This window comes from Kitasatospora purpeofusca, from assembly GCF_042691725.1.
Taxonomy (GTDB): Bacteria; Actinomycetota; Actinomycetes; order Streptomycetales; family Streptomycetaceae; genus Kitasatospora; species Kitasatospora purpeofusca_B.
In genome coordinates, this window is sequence record NZ_CP170483.1 from 5,710,058 (window position 1) to 5,729,665 (window position 19,608).

The window sequence follows — 19,608 nt, forward strand, 5'->3', positions numbered from 1 at the left end:
CACGCGCCGACACTCTGCCCGGAGGACCGAGTGTTGATCCGATCCTCGGCGGAGCGGCGTCCCACCGCTGCCCGTCGTTCCACGAGCCCGGCGGCCCGCGCCGGCCTGGCCTCGCTGGCGGGTGCCGTGATGGCCGGCCTGCTGGTGGCCACGCTGGGCGCGGCGCCCTCCCAGGCGTCCGCCACCGTCGACAACGCCGCCTGTCGCCCCGACGGCCTGTACGCCACGCCCGGCGTGGACGTGCCCTACTGCAGCGTCTACGACACCAACGGCCGCGAGAAGATGGGCGCGGACCACCAGCGCCGCATCATCGGCTACTTCACGAGCTGGCGCACCGGCCAGGACGGCACCAAGCCGTACCTGGTCAGCGACATCCCGTGGGACAAGGTCACCCACCTCAACTACGCCTTCGCCCACGTCGGCTCGGACAACAAGCTGTCGGTCGGCAGCGACACCGAGAAGAACGCGGCCACCGGGATGTCGTTCCCCGGCGTGCCCGGTGCCGAGCTCGACCCGTCGCTGCCCTACAAGGGCCACTTCAACCTGCTGACGAAGTACAAGAAGCAGTACCCGAACGTCAAGACGATGATCTCGGTGGGCGGTTGGACCGAGACCGGCGGGTTCTTCGGGGACGACGGCACGCGCGTCAACTCCGGCGGCTTCTACTCGATGACCGTCAACCCGGACGGCAGCGTCAACCAGGCCGGCATCGACACCTTCGCCAACTCGGCCGTCGACTTCATCAAGAAGTACGGCTTCAACGGCGTCGACGTCGACTACGAGTACCCGACCTCGATGAAGGACGCGGGCAACCCGCTGGACTGGCAGCTCGCCAACAGCAAGCGCGGCTCGCTGGCCAAGGGCTACGCCGCCCTGATGAAGACGCTGCGCGAGAAGCTGGACCGGGCCGGCGCCGCCGACGGCAAGCACTACCTGCTCTCGGTCGCGGCCCCGTCGTCCGGCTACCTGCTGCGCGGCATGGAGACCTTCCAGATCGCGCAGTACCTGGACTACGTCGACATCATGTCGTACGACCTGCACGGCTCCTGGAACAAGTACGTCGGCCCGAACGCCGCGCTGTTCGACGACGGCAAGGACGGCGAGCTGGCGGCGGCCAACGTCTACGGCACCGGCCAGTACGGCGGTATCGGCTACCTGAACGCCGACTGGTCCTACCACTACTTCCGCGGCGCGATGCCCGGCGGCCGGATCAACGTCGGCCTGCCGTACTACAGCCGCGGCTTCAAGAACGTCCAGGGCGGCACCAACGGCCTCTGGGGCACCGCCGCCGCGACCACCTGCCCGGTCGGCGCCGGTCTGACCACGTGCGGTGACGGCGCGGTCGGCATCGACAACATCTGGAACGACAAGGACGACGCGGGCAAGGAGTCCCCGGCCGGGTCGAACCCGATGTGGCACGCCAAGAACCTGGAGAAGGGCATCGTGCCCGACTACCTCTCCAAGTACGGCGTGACCGACACCGCCCTGCAGGGCAGCTACGTCCGCAACTACAGCTCCACCCTGGTGGCGCCGTGGCTGTGGAACGACACCAAGAAGGTCTACCTGTCCACCGAGGACGAGCAGTCGATCGCCGCCAAGGCCGACTACGTCGTCAACCAGGGTGCCGGCGGCACGATGATCTGGGAGCTCGCGGGCGACTACAAGTGGGACGCCACCGCCAACGGCGGCAAGGGCCAGTACGTGCCCGGCTCCACGCTGACCTCGCTGATGTACGACAAGTTCAAGGCGGCCTCGCCGTACGGCGCGACCCGCTCGACGATCGCGCTGCCGCAGCAGACCCTGCCGATCGACGTGTCGTTCACCAACTTCGCGCTGGGCGACTCGAACTACCCGATCAACCCGAAGATCCACATCGTCAACAACTCGACGCAGACCCTGCCGGGCGGCACCGAGTTCCAGTTCGACTACAGCAACTCGGCCCCGGGCAACGCCAAGGACCAGTCCGGCTTCGGCCTGAGCGTCATCCGGCAGGACCACGCCGGCAGCGGCAACGTGGGCGGCCTCAAGGGCACCTACAACCGGGTCTCGGTGAAGCTGCCGGGCTGGCAGTCGCTCGCGCCGGGCGCGTCGATCGACATGGACTTCGTCTACTACCTGCCGGTGTCCACCCCGTCCAACTGGACGGTCAACGTGGGCGGCACGCTGTACGGCCTCAAGGGCGACCTGACCCGCGGCGCGGTGGACGGCGGCACCACGCCTCCCACCACCCCGCCGACCACGCCTCCCACGACGCCGCCGACCACCCCGCCGACCACCCCGCCCACGACGCCTCCCACGACGCCTCCCACCACGCCGCCGACCACGCCGGCCGGTTGCGCGGGTGCGCCGAGCTGGGACGCGGGCACCAGCTACGCCACCCCGACCAAGGTCTCCTGGAAGGGCCACTACTACCAGAACAAGTGGTGGACCAAGGGCGACGACCCGAGCGCCAGCGGCGCCTGGGGTGTCTGGAGCGACCTCGGCGCCTGCTGATGACAGCGATCGCCTGAGGTGAGAGACGGCGGTGGCGGTGCACCCGGTCGGGGGGTGCGCCGCCACCGCTGCGCTGTCTCCCGGGCCTACTTCTCGATGTCGCCGCGCATCCTGGCGAACAGGGCGGCGGCCTCCGCCGGGGTGGTCCTCGGGAACAGCGCGACGCCGGCCGTGGAGCTGTCGGACCAGCCGCAGACGACGTCGGTGGTGGGCGCCTGCGGCAGCATCAGGCACTCCAGCGAGCCCCCGAGCGGGCCGGCCGCGAACGGGGTGGCGGTGGTCGGCTCGCCGGTGGAGCCGTTCCGCAGGGCGTAGTCGATCATGCCGCGCCAGAGGTGCTCGCGGCGCTTGGCCGGGTCCTCGGGGATGTTGTCGACGGCGATCAGCAGGATCCGGCGGCCGGAGGTCTGGCCGGGGCGGTCGAAGTTGGCGAGCACCATGTGCATGGTGTCGCGCATCTCGCCCGGGTCTACGGCGACGTCGGAGACGGCGTCCTGGCCGAGGGTCTTCGCCAGCCCGCCGGCCGTCCTGACCTCGACCACCTGCCGTTTGCCGGCCGGGGTGGCGGCGGTCGGCTGAGCGGTCGCGGTGGCAGCAGTGGTGGCGGTGGCAGTGGCGGTCGTCGTCGCGGTGGCCGGCGGCGGTGCGGCGGTGTCGTCGTTCTCCGGCCCGCAGGCGGTCAGCGCGAGCGCCGCGACGATCGCGCCGGCGACGGCGACACGGGCGGAGGACACGGATCTGGCACTCTGCACGGTTCTACTCCTGGGGCGGGGACGGAACCGGCGGCTGGCCCCCGGTGAGCAGAACGCTAGGGGGTACGGCCGCCCGCCGACAGGTCCCGGGCAGAGCGCGGACAGCACCGGGACACGGCGGTGACGAAGCGTCATGCGCCGCCGTGTCCGGGCGGTGCGTCAGGCTGTCTCGACCTTGAGGTCGCGCAGCAGCTTGGCCACGTGGCCGGTCGCCTTGACGTTGTACAGCGCGTGCTCGACCTTGCCCTGCTCGTCCACGATCACGGTGGACCGGATCACGCCGGTGACGGTCTTGCCGTACAGCTTCTTCTCGCCGAACGCGCCGTAGGCCTCCAGCACCTTCTTCTCCGGGTCGGACAGCAGGGTGACCTTGAGGTCCTCGGCCTCGCGGAACTTGCCGAGCTTCTCCGGCTTGTCCGGCGAGATGCCGATGACGTCGTACCCGGCCCCGGAGAAGACCTCCAGGTTGTCGGTGAAGTCGCAGGCCTGCTTGGTGCAGCCGGGGGTGAGCGCGGCCGGGTAGAAGTAGACGATCACCTTGCGGCCGAGGTGGCCGGCGAGGGACACCTCGTTGCCGTCGGCGTCGGGCAGGGTGAAGGCGGGCGCGGTGTCGCCGGGCTGGAGACGCTCACTCACGGGATTTCTCCTGGTGCTGGACGGGCGGTCGTACCACGGCAAACTTACCTCCGATGGTGGGTGGGGCCGCGCGGCCCCGCGTGCCAGCTGACACACTGGGTCAGTCGCACAGGACGAACGTCAGTGAATGGGGTGGCCCGAGTGGGCGAGGCGAGCAGTACGGACAAGTCGGCGCGGACGACCGCCCAGATCGAGGCGGACATCTCCCGGACCCGCACCCAGCTGGCGGCGACGCTGGACGAGCTCGCCGTGCGCGTGCACCCGACCACCATCTCGGCCCAGGTCAAGGCGAAGGCCGTGGCCGCCGTCGAGGAGAAGGCCGGCCGGGCGTACGTGGCCGCGAGCGGCCTGGTCGAGCAGGCCCGCGCGCAGTTCGTGGACGAGAAGGGGCAGCCGCGCAAGGAGCGGATCGTCCCGGCCGCGCTGGTCGGCGTCGGCCTGGTGCTGCTGGTCGCCTCGGCGCGCAAGCGCCGCAAGGGCTGAGCCGCGACCGCACCTTTTGGGCCGGGCATCCGCTGCCCGGCCCGTGCGCGTCCCGGCCCGTGACCGCCGGCTGCCGGCCCCCGGCCCGGGTCCGGCCGCCCGCATGACCGGGCTGGCGTCACACGCCGCGCCGGGGAGCGGTACCTTCGGGTCGTGAGTACGAACGACGAACCGACCCAGCAGTCCCTCTCCGCCGAGGCCGACTTGCCGCGTCACGACCGGCTGGGCGAGAAGCTGCCGATCAAGATGCTGCACGACCGCGTGCTGGTCAAGACCGAGGCCGGCGAGGGCGAGCGCCGCTCGACCGGCGGCATCCTGATTCCGGCCACCGCGGAGATCTCCAAGCGCTGCGCCTGGGCCGAGGCGGTCGCCGTCGGCCAGAGCGTGCGCTCCGTGGAGCCCGGTGACCGGGTCCTCTACGACCCCGAGGACAAGCTGGAGGTCGAGGTCCGCGGCGCCACCTACGTCCTCCTGCGCGAGCGCGACCTGCACGCCGTGGCCGCGATGCGCTTCGGCGACACCGAGGGCTCGACGGGCCTCTACCTGTAGGCGAAACGGGATCCTCCGGCGGGCCGCCGTGCCGTGGGCGCGGCGGCCCGCCGGCGCTTCCGGGGGCCTGTCGTGGCACGGTGGTAGCGTCGCGGACGGGGACGGGACGGACAGAGCACGACGGGGGGACGGCATGGGTACTTCTCTGATCGACTTCGGTGGGACGGCCTCGGAGGTCCGGGGGCTGGACGTGCGGTGGATCCACGGGTCGGAGTCGGCGAAGCACAACACCGATCCGGACATCCAGGTCCATGAGTACGACGAGCACACCTTCGTGCTGCGGCAGAACATGGCGGTGAACTACGAGGCGCCGTTCCTGTTCCTGCTGTTCGGCAACGAGCGGGCGGTGCTGATCGACACCGGGGCCACCGCGTCGGCGCAGTACTTCCCGCTGCGGGAGACGGTGGACGGGCTCGTCGGGGGCTGGCTGGAGCGGAACCCGAGGGACGGGTACGAGCTGCTGGTGCTGCACACCCACGGGCACGGCGACCATGTCGCGGGGGACGGGCAGTTCGCCGCCCGGCCGGACACCCGGCTGGTGCCGGCGGACCGGGACGCGGCCTGGGCGTTCTTCGGGTTCGACGAGGATCCGGACGCGGTGGCGCGGGTCGATCTCGGGGGCCGGGTGCTGGAGTGCCTGGCCACGCCGGGGCACCACGCGGCGGCGGTCACCTTCCACGACCCGTGGACCGGCTTCCTGCTCACCGGGGACACGGTCTACCCGGGGCGGCTGTACATCCAGGACTGGGCGGCGTTCGCGCGTTCGATCGGGCGGCTGGTGGACTTCTGCGAGGGCCGGGCGGTCACCCATGTGCTCGGGTGCCACATCGAGATGAGCGTGAAGCCGGGGGTCGACTACCCGATCCGCTACACCTACCAGCCGCACGAGGTCCCGCTGCAGCTGACCGTCGACCACCTGCGGGAGATCCGCGCGGCGATGGCGGAGATGGGGGACGTGCCCCGGCGGCGGGTGTTCCCGCTCTTCATCCTGTCGCCCGACGTCTGACGGACCGGGCTCCCGGCGGGCACGGTCGGACACGCCCTAGGATCCGCCCATGGGGATCAACGGGGCGGTTTCGATCGACGACGGGCAGCGGCGGGCGCGACTGGGGCGGCGGTTGCTGCTGGCGGCCGACGGGCGGGCGGCGCGGGTGGAGGAGGTGGCCGACGCGGTCGTCGGGCTGCACGCCTCCGACCCCGCGACGGTGTACCTGTCGGCGTGCGCGCGGCTGGGCGACCCGTCGGCGGCCGAGGTGGAGCGGGCGCTGTACGACGAGGTCTCGCTGGTGAAGCTGCTGTCGATGCGGCGGACGATCTTCGCGGTGACCGAGGAGTTCGCGCCGTACGTGAGCGCGGCGGCGGCGCGGCAGATCGCGGCCAAGGAGCGGGCGACGCTGCTGAAGCACCTCGCGGAGTTCGCCGAGGGGTGGAGCGAGGCGCGGCTGGCAGAGACCGAGCGGGCGGTGCTGGCGGTGCGCGGCGAGGCGACCACGGCCGAGTTGGGCGCGGACGTGCCGGCGCTGCGCGAGACGATGCTGATGTCGGCGGGCAAGCCGTACGAGGCGAAGCAGAGCGTGGGGAGCCGGCTGCTGCGGCTGCTGGCCTCGGACGGGCACGTGCGGCGCTGCCGGCCGCGCGGGTCCTGGCTGAGCAGCAGCTATCCGTGGGCGCCGGTGGCGCCGTGGCCGGACGTGCCGGTGCGGGAGGCCAAGGCGGAGGTGGTGCGGCGCTGGCTGGCGCGGTACGGGCCGGGCACCGTCGAGGACGTGAAGTGGTGGACCGGCTGGACGCTGGGGGACGTCCGCCGGGCGCTGGCCGACGTTGGCGCGGTGGAGGTGGCGCTGGACGGCGGTGCGGCGGGTCTGGTGCTGCCGGGGGACGAGGGGCCGGTGGCGGAGCCGGAGCCGTGGGCGGCGCTGCTGCCGTCGCTGGATCCGGCGGTGATGGGCTGGCGGGGCCGGGACTGGTACCTGCGGCCCGAGGACGTGCCGGCGCTGTTCGACCGGGCGGGGAACGCGGGGCCGACGGTGTGGTGGTGCGGCCGGGTGGTCGGCGGCTGGGCGCAGCGGGCGGACGGCGAGGTGGTGTGGCGGCTGTTCGAGGACGCCGGGGCCGAGGCGGAGGCGGCGGTCGCGGCGGAGGCGCGGCGGTTGGCGCTCTGGCTGGGGGCGGTCCGGGTGACGCCGCGGTTCCGTACGCCGCTGGAGCGCGGGCTGGTGGCCTGAGGGGCGTACCGGCTCGGACACGCCTCAGGCCGGGGGCGGGGTGTCGGGCTGGGCGGTGGCCGGGGGGCGGGTGGCGGGCGGCAGGACCGGGGTGCGGGTCGGGTCCGGGGTCCTGCCCGGGGCGGTGGTCGCCGGTCCGGCGGTGGGTTTGCCGGTGGTGGGCCGGGTGCTGGGGGTGGGCTGCGGAGGTGCGGGTTCCTGCGGGGTGGGCGCCGCGGGGGTGGTCGGTTCGGGGGCGGTGGTGGGGCGGTCGGGCTCCGGTGCCGGGACGGTCGGCTGCCGGGGGGTGGCCGGGGCGGCGGGGGCGGCCGGTGCCGCCGGGGCCTGGACGGTGCCGCCGTGGCCGCCGGTGCCGTCCGGGGCGGGTGAGGGGGCGGTGGGGGTGGTGGTCGCGGAGGCCGGAGCGGTGGTGGCCGGGGTGCCGGTCGGGCCGTTGTCGGCGGGTCGGCCGTTGCCTTCGGCGGGTTCGAGGTCGAAGGGCTGGACGGCGGTGCCCGCCAGGGCGTCGCCCATGTAGGCGGTCCAGATCCGGGTGGGGAAGGCGCCGCCGTTGATCCGGGCGTAGCCGGCGGTGCCGGCCAGTGGTTCCTTGGCGTGGGTCTTCGGGTTCTCCCGGAAGAGGCCGACGGTGGTCGCGAGCTCGGGGGTGTAGCCGGCGAACCAGGCGGAGAGGTTGGCGTCGGTGGTGCCGGTCTTGCCGGCGGCGGGCCGGCCGAGGCCGAGGGCGGCGGCGCCGGTGCCGCGGGTGCTGATGACCTCGCGCAGGACGTCGGTGACGGCGTCGGCGGTGCCCCGGTCGAGGGCGGTGGCGGTCTCGTGGCCGGGCAGGTCCGGTGCGTCGACGGGGCCGGTGCCGGGGGTGATGCGTTCGAGTTCGGCCACCGACCAGGGCCGGTGGGCCTCGCCGTGGTTGGCGAGGGCGGCGTAGACGGCGGCGAGGTCGAGGGCGCTGGGGGTGGCGGTGCCGAGGGTCATCGAGGTGTTGGCCGGGTCCATGCCGGAGACGTCGGCGGGGATGCCGAGCCGGATGGCGGTCTCCCGGACGTGGTCGAGCCCGGCGTCGACGCCGAGTTGCGCGTACACCGAGTTGACGGACTTGACCATGGCCTGGCGCAGGGTGACGGAGCCGTAGTCGAGGTCGTCCTCGTTGGGCGGTGCGTACGGGGTGGGGCCGTCGGTGACGGGGCGTTCGCTGGTGCCGTCGTAGCGGGTCTCGGTGCTGATCGGGCGGCCGTCGCCGCTGCTGTGGTGGGAGGTGAGGCCGGCGGCGAGGTCGATGGGTTTGAAGGTGGAGCCGATCTGGTTGTCCTGGCGCAGCGCGTCGTTGTAGGGCTGGGTGGCGTAGTCGGGGCCGCCGTGGACGGCGACGACGCGGCCGGTGGCGGGTTCGACGGAGGCGCCGGCGACCCGGACGTCGGTGTCGGTGTCGGGCCGGGCGGCGGGGTCGAGTTCCTCGGTGAGCTCGTCGTGGACGGCGCGGCTGAAGGCCTCCTGCTTCTGCTGGTCGAAGGTGGTGGTGATGCGCCAGCCGCCGGCCTTGAGGGTGGCGCTGTCGAGGATGCCGCTGCCGACCAGGTAGTCGTCGGCGACGCCGACCAGGTAGCCGGCCTGTCCGGCCAGGCCGGTGGTGGGCTGCGGGTCGATCGGGTCGGGGAAGGCGAGGGTGGCGCGTTCGGTGGCGCTGAGGAAGCCGAGCTGGACCATGCCGTCGAGGGTGTAGTGCCAGCGGGCGAGGGCCCGTTCGCGGTTGGCGGGGGTGGCGGTCTTCACGTCGTAGGCGCTGGGGGCCTGGAGCAGGGCGGCGAGGTAGGCGCTCTGCGGGAGGGTCAGTTCGGCGACGTCGACGTCGTAGTAGGCGCGGGCGGCGCTCTGGATGCCGTAGGCGCCGCGGCCGAAGTAGCTGGTGTTGAGGTAGCCGGCGAGGATCTCGTCCTTGTCGCGCTGCTGGTCGACCTTGAGGGCGATGAGGAGTTCGCGGCCCTTGCGCTCGATGGTCCGGCTCTGGGTGAGGTAGTAGTTCTTGACGTACTGCTGGGTGATGGTGGAGCCGCCCTGCATGCCCTGGCCGGTCAGGGTGTTCCAGCCGGCCCGGGCCATGCCCTTCAGGTCGATGCCGCGGTTCTGGTAGAAGGTGCGGTCCTCGGCGGAGACGACGGCCTGCCGGGTGCTGACCGGAACCTTGTCGATGGTGACGTCGGTGCGGTTGACGGCGCCGGTGCGGGCGATCTCGGTGACGCCGTCGGCGTAGAGGTAGATGTTGTTCTGGGCGACCGCCTGGGCGTTGGGGTCGGGCAGCGGCACGACGACGTAGAGCACGGCGAAGGCGCCGACGGCGAGCAGCAGTGCGGTGAGGGCGGCGCCGAGGGTGATCCGCCAGGTGGGCAGCAGCCGTCGCAGGAGCGGCAGGGCGCGGCGTGCCTCGCGGCGGGCGGCCCGTCTGGCCTGGCGGCTGGTGCGCAGGGTCATGCGGAGATTATGTGCTATTTGACTGTCGATCAGGGTCGTGGTGGCTCCGATCGGGTGGTGGAAAACCGGGTGCGGGCGGGGTTTCGCCGCAGTACGGTGAAAGGTGCAAACCAGATAGCGCAGCCACTTCGGGTTCCGGCCCGGTTGAGCTCCGCCCGCCCGGCCCGGGACCCCCGGGGCGGGAGCGGTCGGGGCCGGTCCGGCGTGCGCGGTCGCGGACAGGGGTCTCCCTGTGCCGCCATTTGTCGATAAGGAGACAATATGCAGAAGCTTGAGCCATTGCAGGCCGGGCTCCGTCCTCCCGATCCCGGCGGCGCGCGCGCCGCCCTGGGCCTGTACGCCGCCGTCGTCCGCGGCGCCTTCCGCCGCTTCTCCACCTACCGGGCCGCCACCCTGGCCGGCGCCTTCACCAACACCGTCTTCGGCTTCATCCTCGCCTACACCTTCGTCGCCCTCTGGCAGGCCCGTCCCGGCCTGGGCGGCTACGACGAGAGCGCCGCCGTCACCTACATCTGGGTCAGCCAGGCCCTGCTGATGACGGTGGCCGTGATGGGCGGCGGCTTCCAGGACGACGTCCAGGAGCGGTTCCGCAGCGGCGACATCGCCATCGACCTCTACCGCCCGGTGGACTTCCAGGGCTGGTGGCTGGCCACCGATCTCGGCCGGGCCGCCTTCCACCTGCTCGCCCGGGGCGTGCCGCCGACGCTCGCCGGTGCCCTGGTCTTCCACACCCGGATGCCCGAACATCCGCTGACCTGGGTGTTCTTCCTGCTGACGGTGCTGCTCGCGGTGGTGGTCAGCTTCGGTCTGCGGTTCCTCGTCTCGCTCACCGGCTTCTGGCTGCACGACTCGGAGGGGGTGCAGTCGGTGATGCTGGTGGTGTCGTTGTTCTTCTCCGGGATGCTGCTGCCGATCGCGCTCTTCCCCGGCTGGCTCGGCACCCTCGCCCCGCTGCTGCCCTGGGCGGCCCTGGTGAAGGTGCCCACCGACGTCTTCCTGGAGCGCGCCACCGGCACCGGCCTGCTCGGCGCGCTCGGCTTCCAGCTCGCCTGGGCCGCGGTGCTGCTCGCGGCCGGCCGGCTGCTCCAGCTGCTGGCGACCCGCAAGGTGGTGGTCCAGGGTGGCTGACCACGCCGTCATGGCCCGTGAGCCGCTGACCGGCCCCGACCGTGAGCCGCCGACCGCCCGGGCGGCCTGGGCGGTGCGCTCCTGGTGGCTCGCCGCCGGCATGTGGACCAGGGCGATCATGTCCTACCGGGCGTCGTTCGTGATGATGCTCGGCGCCAACCTCGTCGTCACCTTCCTGGACTTCGTCGTGGTCATCCTGATGTTCCAGCACACCGACACCCTCGGCGGCTGGGCCCTGCCCGAACTCGGCTTCCTCTACGGCACCTCGGCCCTCGCCCTCGGCCTGGCCAACCTCTTCGTCGGCTCGATCGACGCCCTCGGCGAGCGGATCCGCACCGGCACCCTCGACGTCATGCTGGTCCGGCCCGCGCCCGCGCTCGCCCAGCTGTGCGCCGAGCGGTTCTCGCTGCGCCGGCTCGGCCGGCCGCTCCAGGCGGCGGCCGTGCTGGTCTGGGCGCTGGTCGCGCTGGACGCCCGCTGGACCTGGGACCGGGTGCTGCTGGTGCCCGTCCTGGTGGTCTGCGGCACCCTCATCTTCTGCGCGATCTTCATCGGCTTCGCCAGCCTCCAGTTCTGGTGGGGCGAGGCCAAGGAGCTGCAGAACTCCTTCACCTACGGCGGCGCCACCCTGCTGCACTACCCGCCGACCGTGTTCGCCAAGGAGCTGGTCGCCGGCACCGTCTTCGGCGTGCCGCTGGCCTTCGTCAACTGGCTGCCCGCCCTGCGCATCCTCGACAAGCCCGACCCGCTGGGCCTGCCCGCCGCCTTCCAGTTCGCCTCGCCGCTGGCCGCCGCCCTGAGCCTGGCCGCCGCCGGACTGGCCTGGCGGGCCGGCCTGCGCGCCTACCGCGGCGCCGGCAGCTGATTCCTCATCTCGTCCGTTCAAAGGAAGACCCATGGCACTGATCGAACTCGACGACGTCCGCCGCACCTTCACCGTCCGCGCCAAGGCCGGCCGGCTGAAGCGGGAGAAGCGCGAGGTGCGCGCCGTCGACGGACTGACCTTCACCGTTGGGGCCGGTGAGTGCGTCGGCTACATCGGCCCCAACGGCGCCGGCAAGTCCACCACCATCAAGATGCTCACCGGCATCCTCGTCCCCACCTCCGGACGGCTGCGCGTCGCCGGCGTCGACCCGGCCCGTGAACGGGTCGCGCTGGCCCGCCGGATCGGCGTCGTCTTCGGACAGCGCACCACCCTGTGGTGGGACCTCCCGCTGCGCGACTCCTACGAACTCGCCCGCCGGCTCTACCGGATCCCCGACCAGCGATATCGCGCCAACCTGGAACGCTGCGTCGAGCTGCTCGACCTCGGCGCACTGCTCGACACGCCCGTGCGCCAGCTCTCGCTCGGCCAGCGGATGCGCGGCGACCTCGCCGCCGCCCTGCTGCACGACCCGGCCGTGCTGTACCTGGACGAGCCGACCATCGGCCTGGACGTGGTCAGCAAGGCCAAGGTGCGCGACTTCCTGCGCGAGGTCAACCGCGACCGCGGCACCACCGTGCTGCTCACCACGCACGACCTCACCGACATCGAGCAGCTCTGCGGCCGGGTCATGGTGATCGACCACGGCCGGGTGGTCTACGACGGCGGCCTCGAAGGCCTGCACGCGGCCGGTGACAGCGAGCGGACCCTGGTGGTCGACCTGGCCGAGGCCTGCCCGCCGATCGAGGTGCCCGGTGCCCGGGTGGTCCGGGTCGAGGGCCCGCGCCAGTGGCTGGCCTTCCCCGCCCAGCAGAGCGCCGCGCCCGTGGTGGCCTCCGTGGCGGCCCGCTACCCGCTGGTCGACCTCTCGGTGCGCGAACCCGCCATCGAGGACGTGATCGCCAGGATGTACGCGGAGGTCGCCATCGGCTGAGCGTTCGACCGGCGCGCGGGTGTCCGGAGCCGCTCGCTCGTGCGGGTGGCGGACGTGACCCCGCGCCGCGCCGCCTAGTTGACCGTTGCATCGCCCGGCGCACGCCGCCCGCCCCGTTCCGCGGGCGGTGTGCGCCGGGCACCGTCCTGGCGGACCCGCGCACCGGAGGGCAGCGCCCGATGACCGTACCCGACGTGACCGTGGTGATCGCGGTCTACAACACCATGCCGTACCTGACCGCCTGCCTGGACTCGCTCGTCCGGCAGAGCATCGGGCACGCGCGCATGGAGGTGGTCGCGGTCGACGACGGCTCCATGGACGGCGGCGGCGCGCTGCTGGACACCTACGCGGCCCGCCACCCCGGGCTGTTCCAGGTGGTCCACCAGGCCAACTCCGGCGGTCCGGCCGCCCCGACCAACCGCGGCCTGGCACTGGCCCGCGGCCGGTTCGTGTTCTTCCTCGGCGCCGACGACTGGCTCGGCGACGAGGCGCTGGAGCGGATGGTGGCCTCCGCCGACGCCTGGGACTCGGACGTGCTGATCCCCAAGCAGGTCGGGGTGAACGGGCGGCTGGTCCCGCAGGGCATCTTCGACGCCACCGCCGCCTCGGTCGGCTTCGAGGACTCCGCGCTGGCCTGGGCGCTCGCCGACACCAAGCTGTTCCGGCTGGACCTCGTCCGGCGGCACAACCTGGCCCGCAAGGAGGAGCTGAAGGTCTACTCCGACCAGCCCTTCACCCTCGCGGCCTGCCTGCGGGCCCGCCGGATCTCCGTGCTCGCCGACTACGACCACTACTTCCTGGTGCTGCGCGAGGACCGCGGCAACGTCACCCAGCGGGCCGGGGCGCTGGACCGGATCCGGGGCGTCGCCGCGGTGCAGTGGGTGGCCGCCGAACTGGCCGCGCCCGGGCAGCTGGACGCGATCAAGGCGCGGCACTTCGGCTGGGAGGTGCCGCAACTGCTCCAGGCCGACCTCCTGGCGCTCGACGCGGGGCTGCGCGAGGAGGTCTGCGCCGGGGTCGGCGAACTCGTCCGGCGGTTCGCGGCCCACGAGGTGTACCACCGGCTCGCCGCGGCGGACCGGGTCCGGCTGGAGCTGGCGGCCACCGGGAAGTACGGCGCGCTGTGCGAGCTGATCGCCCACGAGGCGGAGCACGGCGCGCCGCCGGTGGTGACCGAGGACGGGGCGGACGGGGTGCGGCGGCGGTACGCGGGCTACCCGGCGTTCCGGGACGGCGCGGTGGGGCTGGCGGACGAGCTGTTCCTGCTGGGGGAGGAGGCGGTGGCGTCCTCGGGGGAACCGGGCGCGCCGCCGCCGACGCTGGTGCAGCAGCTGTGGCGCGGGGCGGTGCCCGTCCGGGTGCGCCGCCGGCTGCGCCGCTACCCGGCCTGGCGCCGGCTGGCGAACGCGGTGGCCGGCTCCGGCTCCGGCTCCGGTCCCGCCGCGAACGGGGGCCGCCGGTGAACCCGCTCGCCGTCCGGCCGCCCGCGGACCGCCCGCTCGACATCTGCGTGGTGGGCCTCGGCAAGCTCGGCCTGCCGCTCGCCGTCCAGTTCGCCGCCAAGGGCCACCGGGTGACCGGCGCCGACGTCGCCCCGCCGGTCGTCGAGACCGTCAACCGGGGCCGGCCGCCGTTCCCCCGGGAGGCGGGTCTGGACGAGGCGCTCAAGCGGGTGGTCGCCGACGGGCGGCTGCGCGCCACCACCGACACCGCGGCGGCCGTCGCCGGGGCCGAGGCCGTCGTGCTGGTCGTCCCGCTGGTCACCACCGCCGCCGGCGCGCCCGACTTCACCCTGCTCGACGCCGCCACCGACGCCGTCGCGGCCGGGCTGCGCCGGGGCGCGCTGGTCAGCTACGAGACCACCCTGCCGGTCGGGGTCACCCGGGGCCGCTGGGCGCCGCGGCTGGCGGCCGGCTCCGGGCTCGTCCCCGGGCGGGACTTCGCGCTGGTCTTCAGCCCCGAGCGGGTCCGCACCGGCCGGGTCTTCGCCGACCTGCGCCGCTACCCCAAGCTGGTCGGCGGGACCGACCCGGCGGCCACCCGGCGCGGCGCCGAGTTCTACCGGGCCGTGCTGGACTTCGACCCGCGCCCGGAGCTGGACGCGCTGGGCCGGCCCAACGGCGTCTGGGAGCTGGAGTCCGCCGAGGCCGCCGAGTTCGCCAAGCTCGCCGAGACCACCTACCGGGACGTCAACATCGCGCTGGCCAACCAGTTCGCCCGGTACGCGGACCGGATCGGGGTGGACTTCGCGGCCGTCGCGGACGCCTGCAACTCGCAGCCGTTCAGCCATCTGCACCGGCCGGGCATCGCGGTCGGCGGCCACTGCATCCCGGTCTACCCGCGGCTCTACCTGTGGAACGACCCCTCGGCGACGGTGGTCCGCGCGGCGCGGGCGGCCAACCTGGAGATGCCGGCGTACGCGGTCGGGGTGCTGGACGGCGCGCTGGACGGCGGGCTCGCCGGGCAGGGCGTGCTGGTGCTCGGGGCCGCGTACCGGGGCGGGGTCAAGGAGACCGCCTACTCGGGGGTGTTCCCGCTGGTCGAGGCGCTGCGGACGGCCGGGGCGCGGCCGTACGTGGCCGACCCGCTCTACCTGGCCGGGGAACTGACGGCCCTGGGCCTGCCCGGGTACGCCGGCGAGCCGGTGGCGGCGGCGGTGCTCCAGGCGGACCACCCGGAGTACCGGGAGCTGGCACCCGCCGACCTGCCGGGCGTCCGGGTGCTGCTGGACGGGCGGCGGTGCACCGACCCGGCCCGGTGGGCGGGCGTGGACGGGGTGCGCCGGATCGTGCTCGGGGGCGCGTGACATCGCGTCCGCGTGGGTTCCTCCGGTGCCGGGAGGCTTCGCGCGGGCAGGCGTGGCGGCCGCCCGGCGCGCGACAACCGGGCGCGCCGTCCGTTCGCGCCGGGCAGCGGGCAGACTGGCGGGGTGAGCGACGAAGCCTTCAGCGGGACCGGCCCCGGGATGCGGTTCACCGCGGCCGACGAGGAGAAGAGACGCGGCGTCCGCCGGATGAAGACCATCGCGACCGGCCTGCTGGCCTTCGCGACCCTGGTCTTCGCCCTGGCGACCTGGGCGAAGGCGGCCGGCGCCGGCGCCTGGGCGGGCTATCTGGCCGCCGCCGCCGAGGCGGGCATGGTCGGCGCGCTGGCCGACTGGTTCGCGGTGACCGCGCTGTTCCGCCGCCCCTTCGGCCTGCCCATCCCGCACACCGCGATCATCCCCACCAAGAAGGACGCCTTCGGCCGCTCGCTCGGCGACTTCGTCGGCGAGAACTTCCTCTCCGGCCAGGTGGTGCGCGGCCGGCTCGCCGCGCTCGGCATCGCCCGGCGGCTCGGCGAGTGGCTGGCCGCGCCCGGCAGCGCCGAGCGGGTCACCAAGGAGGCCTCGGCGGCGCTGCGCGGGGTGCTCGCCGTGCTGCGCGACGACGACGTGCAGGCGGTGGTCGCCGAGGCGGTCACCCGCCGGGCCGCCGCCACCTCGGTCGCCGAGCCGGCCGGCCGGATGCTCGGCAAGGTGGTCGCGGACGGCGGCCACCACGGGGTGGTCGACCTGATCACCGTCCGGGCGCACGACTGGCTCACCGAGAACCACGCCGAGGTGGTCCAGCGGGTCACCCAGAAAACCCCCGGCTGGACCCCGAAGTTCATCGACCACCAGGTCGGCGAGCGGGTCTACAAGGAGCTGATGCGGTTCGTCACCGACATACGGGACGACCGGCAGCACCCGGCGCGCGGCGCGATCGACAAGTTCCTCGCCGACTTCGCCACCGAGCTGCAGACCGATCCGGAGACCATCGCGCGGGTCGAGCGGGCCAAGGGCGAGCTGCTCGCCCGGCCCGAGGTGCAGGACCTCATCGCCTCCACCTGGGCCGCCGTCCGCTCGCTGGTGCTGAACGCCGCCGAGGACGAGGAGAGCGAGCTGCGCCGGCGCATCCGCGAGGGCGTGCGCAGCTTCGGTACGCGCCTGGCCACCGACGCCAAGCTCCAGGCCAAGGTGGACGGCTGGCTCCAGGACGCCGCCCAGTACCTGGTCGACACCTACCGGGCCGAGATCACCTCGCTGATCTCCGAGACGGTGGCGGGCTGGGACGCCGAGGACGCCTCGCGCAAGATCGAGGCCAACGTCGGCCGGGACCTCCAGTTCATCCGGATCAACGGCACGGTGGTCGGCGCGCTGGCCGGGCTGCTGATCCATACCGCGGCGGTCGCCCTCGGCGGCTGAGCCCGGTCTGCTTATCCTTGCCAGCACCGCTCAAACGCGCGTAGAACCCAGAGAAGGGCACCACCGTGGTCCAGCCGGACGGAAGTCGGAACGGAACCCCCAGCGCCAGCACCCCCGCGGCCCCCGCGGACCGCTCCATCGAGGCGTTCATCGCCGCGATGCCCAAGGCGGAACTGCACGTCCACCACGTCGGGTCGGCCTCGCCGCGCGTGGTGGCCGAGCTGGCCGCCCGCCACCGGGGCCGGGCCAAGGTGCCCGCCGACCCGCTGGCCCTCGCCGAGTACTTCACGTTCACCGACTTCGCGCACTTCATCGAGGTCTACCTGAGCGTCGTGGACCTGATCCGCGACGCCGAGGACGTCCGCGCCCTGACCTACGGCGTCGCCGAGGACATGGCCCGGCAGAACATCCGCTACGCCGAGCTGACCGTCACCCCGTACTCCTCGGTCAGCCGGGGCATCCCCGACGTGGCCTTCATGGAGGCCATCGAGGACGCCCGGGTGCGCGCCGAGAAGGACCTCGGGGTGGTGCTCCGCTGGTGCTTCGACATCCCCGGCGAGGCCGGTCTGGCGGCCGCCGAGGAGACCGCCCGGCTCGCCGTCGACCTCGCGCCCGAGGGCCTGGTCAGCTTCGGCCTCGGCGGACCGGAGATCGGCGTGCCGCGCCCGCAGTTCAAGCCCTACTTCGACCGGGCGCGGGCGGCGGGCCTGCGCAGCGTCCCGCACGCGGGCGAGACCACCGGGCCGCAGACGGTCTGGGACGCGCTGCGGGTGCTCGGCGCCGAGCGCATCGGCCACGGCACCCGGGCGGTCGACGACCCGGCGCTGCTCGACCACCTGGGCGAGCACCGGATCCCGCTGGAGGTCTGCCCGACCTCCAACATCGCCACCCGCGCGGTGGAGCGGATCGAGGACCACCCGATCAAGCGGATGGTCGACGCCGGGCTGCTGGTGACCGTCAACAGCGACGACCCGCCGATGTTCGGCACCGACCTCAACACCGAGTACGCGGTGGCGGCCCGGCTGCTCGGCCTGGACGAGGCCGGGGTGGCCGCGCTGGCGAAGAACGCGGTGGAGGCGTCCTTCCTCGACGCGCCGGGCAAGGCCCGGCTGGCGGGCGGGATCGACGCCCACCTGGCGCGGTGGCGCCAGGCCTGACCTGCGGATTACCGCTCTCCGGGGCCCCGTCGGCAACAGCCGGCGGGGCCCTTGGTCTCGATGGCGCCGCTCACTCGTTCGAGTGGCGCCATGAGGTGGCGCCAAAAAGGCTCGACATGGCGCCACTGGTGTGCCATTCTCTAGCCATGGATCTCACGCCGTACGTCGACAACCTCCGGCACGAGCTCGCGGTGGCCGCGGGCGCGGGCGGGGACGAAGCGCGCGCCCTGGCCGAGCGCCTGACCCTGCCGCTGGAATCGGCCGTCAGACTCATGCTGCTGAACGCGCTCTCCGACGCCATGGGGGAGGTGACGCGGGAGCTGGCGCCGGGTTCGGTGGACGTCCGGCTGCGCGGGTTGGACCCGGAGTTCGTGGTCGCGGCGCCGCCGGGCGGCGATGCGTTCCACGACAGCGAGCCGGCCGGCGCCGGGCTGGTGCCACCGGTGCCACCGCTGGCGCCATCCATGGCGCCCTCCGTCCCGGCCGGCGGTCCGGGCGAGGCGGCCGACGACGGCAACACCGCCCGGATCAACTTCCGGCTCCCCGCCCACCTCAAGGCCCGGGTCGAGGAGGCCGCCGGGCAGGAGGGGCTCTCCGTCAACGCCTGGCTGGTCCGGGCCGTCGCCGCCGCGCTGGACCCGGGCGCCCCCGTGCGGCCCGAGCCGCGGACCAGGCGTGCCGTCGGCCAGGGCTTCACCGGCTGGGTCCGCTGATCCGCCCACGCGTTTCCACCCGCCCACCCACTACTCCACCCTTTCCACCTGCGAAGACGCAGGGCAGAGCCACGAGGACGGGACAGTCATGCCTTCTTTCGACACCCCCAACCCGATCAGCGTCACCCTGGAGTTCGACATCGGCTCGGCGCGGATCACCGCGGCCAAGCGCACCGACACGGTTGTGGAGGTCCGCCCGGCCGACCCGGCCTCCGAGGTGGACGTCCGGATCGCCGAGCAGACCAAGGTCACCTGCGTCGACGGCGCGCTGGTCCTCAAGGCCCCGAAGAAGCGGTCGATCTTCGGCCGGGCGGGATCGATCGACGTCGAGATCGAGGTGCCGGCCGGCTCCGAGATCCGCGGCGACGTCCCGATGGGCGACTTCCTGTTGGAGGGCGTCTTCGGCGACTGCCGGCTGAAGACCTCGGTCGGCCGGATCCAGGTCGACGAGGCGGCCGCCGTCCACCTGCGCAGCGACCACGGGGAGGTCCGGCTGCGGCGGGCCGACGGGGACGCCGAGGTGCTGTCCTCCGGGCGGATCGAGCTCACCAGCGTCGCGGGTTCCCTGACGGTCAAGAACCTCAACGGCGAGACGGTCGTCGGGCAGGTCGGCGGCGAGCTGCGGGCCAACTCCTCCAACGGCGCCATCACCGTCGGCACCGCGCTGGCCGGGGTGGACGCCAAGTCCGCCCACGGCACCATCCGGATCGGCGAGGTGGTCCGCGGCCGCACCGTGCTGCAGACCTCCATCGGGGACTTGGAGATCGGCATCCGGGAGGGCACCGCGGCCTGGCTCGACGTGCACACCAAGGTCGGCGGCGTCCGCAACGAGCTGGAGTCCTCGGACACGCCGGGCGAGGCCCTGGAGACCCTCGAGGTGCGGGCCCGTACCCAGCTCGGCGACGTCGTCATCCGGCGCGCCTGA

At 73.4% G+C, this 19,608-nt stretch carries 17 protein-coding genes; 14 read left to right on the forward strand and 3 right to left on the reverse strand.

Going from position 1 to position 19,608, the window contains the following annotated elements; genetic code table 11:
• Positions 1–129 precede the first annotated feature (129 nt).
• Complete coding sequence (locus tag ACFCLZ_RS24665; RefSeq protein WP_380286263.1) at positions 130–2,493, forward strand: chitinase C-terminal domain-containing protein; 2,364 nt, start codon at positions 130–132, stop codon at positions 2,491–2,493.
• A gap of 86 nt (positions 2,494–2,579) precedes the next feature.
• On the opposite strand, the gene ACFCLZ_RS24670 is transcribed toward ACFCLZ_RS24665, so the two are convergent.
• A complete protein-coding gene (locus ACFCLZ_RS24670; protein WP_380279333.1) occupies positions 2,580–3,227 on the reverse strand; it encodes a hypothetical protein in 648 nt (215 codons plus the stop codon).
• 177 nt (positions 3,228–3,404) lie between these two features.
• Positions 3,405–3,881: a thioredoxin-dependent thiol peroxidase gene (gene bcp / locus ACFCLZ_RS24675; protein WP_380279335.1), complete on the reverse strand. Its 477-nt coding sequence runs from the start codon at positions 3,879–3,881 to the stop codon at positions 3,405–3,407.
• A gap of 132 nt (positions 3,882–4,013) precedes the next feature.
• Here bcp and ACFCLZ_RS24680 point away from each other — a divergent pair, with 132 nt between their 5' ends.
• The 4 genes from ACFCLZ_RS24680 (at position 4,014) to ACFCLZ_RS24695 (ending at position 7,138) form a co-directional block, all read left to right on the forward strand.
• Positions 4,014–4,364, forward strand: coding sequence for a DUF3618 domain-containing protein (locus tag ACFCLZ_RS24680; protein WP_380279337.1), 351 nt, complete (start codon positions 4,014–4,016; stop codon positions 4,362–4,364).
• Positions 4,365–4,610: 246 nt separating this feature from the next.
• Positions 4,611–4,913, forward strand: coding sequence for a co-chaperone GroES (locus ACFCLZ_RS24685; RefSeq protein ID WP_078881937.1), 303 nt, complete (start codon positions 4,611–4,613; stop codon positions 4,911–4,913).
• A 133-nt stretch (positions 4,914–5,046) separates the two neighbouring features.
• Complete coding sequence (locus ACFCLZ_RS24690; RefSeq protein ID WP_380279339.1) at positions 5,047–5,919, forward strand: MBL fold metallo-hydrolase; 873 nt, start codon at positions 5,047–5,049, stop codon at positions 5,917–5,919.
• Between the two features lie 49 nt (positions 5,920–5,968).
• Positions 5,969–7,138 (forward strand): winged helix DNA-binding domain-containing protein, encoded by a 1,170-nt coding sequence (locus tag ACFCLZ_RS24695; protein ID WP_380279340.1) that lies wholly within the window; start codon positions 5,969–5,971, stop codon positions 7,136–7,138.
• 24 nt (positions 7,139–7,162) lie between these two features.
• Here ACFCLZ_RS24695 and ACFCLZ_RS24700 read toward each other — a convergent pair whose 3' ends face one another.
• Positions 7,163–9,604 carry a transglycosylase domain-containing protein gene (locus ACFCLZ_RS24700; protein WP_380279342.1) on the reverse strand — a complete coding sequence of 814 codons (2,442 nt, stop codon included), beginning with the start codon at positions 9,602–9,604 and terminating at the stop codon, positions 7,163–7,165.
• A gap of 327 nt (positions 9,605–9,931) precedes the next feature.
• Between ACFCLZ_RS24700 and ACFCLZ_RS24705 the strand changes: the two genes are divergently transcribed.
• From ACFCLZ_RS24705 to ACFCLZ_RS24745, 9 genes are all read left to right on the forward strand, one after another.
• Positions 9,932–10,732, forward strand: a complete 801-nt coding sequence (locus ACFCLZ_RS24705; protein WP_380286265.1) for an ABC transporter permease — start codon at positions 9,932–9,934, stop codon at positions 10,730–10,732.
• A gap of 100 nt (positions 10,733–10,832) precedes the next feature.
• On the forward strand, positions 10,833–11,597 hold the full coding sequence (locus ACFCLZ_RS24710; protein ID WP_380286266.1) for an ABC transporter permease: 765 nt from the start codon (positions 10,833–10,835) through the stop codon (positions 11,595–11,597).
• A 31-nt stretch (positions 11,598–11,628) separates the two neighbouring features.
• Entirely contained in the window at positions 11,629–12,588 is a 960-nt protein-coding gene (locus tag ACFCLZ_RS24715) for an ATP-binding cassette domain-containing protein (protein WP_380279344.1), read from the forward strand.
• Positions 12,589–12,767: 179 nt separating this feature from the next.
• A complete protein-coding gene (locus ACFCLZ_RS24720; RefSeq protein ID WP_380279346.1) occupies positions 12,768–14,051 on the forward strand; it encodes a glycosyltransferase family 2 protein in 1,284 nt (427 codons plus the stop codon).
• Positions 14,048–15,394 (forward strand): nucleotide sugar dehydrogenase, encoded by a 1,347-nt coding sequence (locus tag ACFCLZ_RS24725; protein ID WP_380279347.1) that lies wholly within the window; start codon positions 14,048–14,050, stop codon positions 15,392–15,394. The genes ACFCLZ_RS24720 and ACFCLZ_RS24725 overlap by 4 nt, the downstream gene beginning before the upstream one ends.
• Positions 15,395–15,553: 159 nt before the next feature.
• Entirely contained in the window at positions 15,554–16,813 is a 1,260-nt protein-coding gene (locus tag ACFCLZ_RS24730) for a DUF445 domain-containing protein (RefSeq protein ID WP_380286267.1), read from the forward strand.
• Between the two features lie 137 nt (positions 16,814–16,950).
• Positions 16,951–17,970 carry an adenosine deaminase gene (locus ACFCLZ_RS24735; protein ID WP_380286269.1) on the forward strand — a complete coding sequence of 340 codons (1,020 nt, stop codon included), beginning with the start codon at positions 16,951–16,953 and terminating at the stop codon, positions 17,968–17,970.
• Positions 17,971–18,116: 146 nt separating this feature from the next.
• On the forward strand, positions 18,117–18,683 hold the full coding sequence (locus ACFCLZ_RS24740) for a hypothetical protein (RefSeq protein WP_380279349.1): 567 nt from the start codon (positions 18,117–18,119) through the stop codon (positions 18,681–18,683).
• Between the two features lie 88 nt (positions 18,684–18,771).
• Entirely contained in the window at positions 18,772–19,608 is an 837-nt protein-coding gene (locus ACFCLZ_RS24745) for a DUF4097 domain-containing protein (protein ID WP_380279351.1), read from the forward strand.

Coding starts and splice junctions, on each gene's coding strand:
- ACFCLZ_RS24665 (WP_380286263.1), top strand. CDS start 130: ATGGCCGGCCTGCTGGTGGCCACGCTGGGCGCGGCGCCCTCCCAGGCG.
- ACFCLZ_RS24685 (WP_078881937.1), top strand. CDS start 4,611: ATGCTGCACGACCGCGTGCTGGTCAAGACCGAGGCCGGCGAGGGCGAG.
- ACFCLZ_RS24690 (WP_380279339.1), top strand. CDS start 5,047: ATGGGTACTTCTCTGATCGACTTCGGTGGGACGGCCTCGGAGGTCCGG.
- ACFCLZ_RS24695 (WP_380279340.1), top strand. CDS start 5,969: ATGGGGATCAACGGGGCGGTTTCGATCGACGACGGGCAGCGGCGGGCG.
- ACFCLZ_RS24700 (WP_380279342.1), bottom strand. CDS start 9,604: ATGACCCTGCGCACCAGCCGCCAGGCCAGACGGGCCGCCCGCCGCGAG.
- ACFCLZ_RS24710 (WP_380286266.1), top strand. CDS start 10,833: ATGTGGACCAGGGCGATCATGTCCTACCGGGCGTCGTTCGTGATGATG.
- ACFCLZ_RS24715 (WP_380279344.1), top strand. CDS start 11,629: ATGGCACTGATCGAACTCGACGACGTCCGCCGCACCTTCACCGTCCGC.
- ACFCLZ_RS24720 (WP_380279346.1), top strand. CDS start 12,768: ATGACCGTACCCGACGTGACCGTGGTGATCGCGGTCTACAACACCATG.
- ACFCLZ_RS24730 (WP_380286267.1), top strand. CDS start 15,554: ATGCGGTTCACCGCGGCCGACGAGGAGAAGAGACGCGGCGTCCGCCGG.
- ACFCLZ_RS24740 (WP_380279349.1), top strand. CDS start 18,117: ATGGATCTCACGCCGTACGTCGACAACCTCCGGCACGAGCTCGCGGTG.
- ACFCLZ_RS24745 (WP_380279351.1), top strand. CDS start 18,772: ATGCCTTCTTTCGACACCCCCAACCCGATCAGCGTCACCCTGGAGTTC.